The 672-nt window shown below is 57.4% G+C and carries 1 pseudogene; it reads right to left on the bottom strand.

From position 1 onward, the window contains the following. A pseudogene (locus tag NKH05_RS32995) lies at nt 1-611 on the bottom strand (hypothetical protein); the annotation flags it as partial. Nucleotides 612-672: the final 61 nt, after the last annotated feature.

The following is a 672-nucleotide window of genomic DNA, read 5'->3' as shown; positions in this document are numbered from 1 at the left end:
GCTTGATCCGCAGCGTCATGAATTGCGTCCTGATCATAACTTTCCGCAGGCCCCTGCCGTTCGCGGTCGGGCAGCTCATCCCACAACCGATCCTGATCGTAACTTTCCCCTGGAGACTTGCCAGATTGCTGCGGTGGCTGCAGGGGCTGCATTCCCCACGCAGCGTTCGCCTCAACGACTTGCTGGTACTTCCGAAGGTCGTTTAAACGGAGGTTCGGCCTACATCTATAGGCTACCTTATATGCCAGAATATCATCCTTCAACCCTTGTGTCTGCTCCTGATTGCCGTTGACTCGGCTCGCTATGCTCGCCTTTCCCTGCCTTCGGAGCCACTCACTGAGCCCGCGTCGACTGCTAGCGATGACACGGAAAGGTTTCCTCTCTTTCGACGTCGACTCAGGCCCAAGGCTGGCCAACTCCTGATTGAGCAGGCCCTCGATGAGGCGAGCGTCGTCGGCATAAGGCATCAGGGTACTAGGGCGGCCGGACCCAACTCCTCTGACTTCTTCACCGCCAGGCGCGAGCCTCCGGAGATCAGACAGTGCCGTGGCGAGCTTGGAGAGTTGGTTAGCACCGAGTTTTTCCCTGTACTCTTGAAGGTCGTCGTCCATCGATCCGGTTAGATACCGAGAAGCGATGGATGGCCTGTTGAATTTTCGGAGCCACGCAGAA

The sequence above is a fragment of the Mesorhizobium sp. M1399 genome, from assembly GCF_040317735.1.
Lineage (GTDB): Bacteria > Pseudomonadota > Alphaproteobacteria > Rhizobiales > Rhizobiaceae > Mesorhizobium.
The sequence above is the reverse complement of the archived record's forward strand: the minus strand, read 5'-3'. Positions and strand labels throughout refer to the sequence as shown.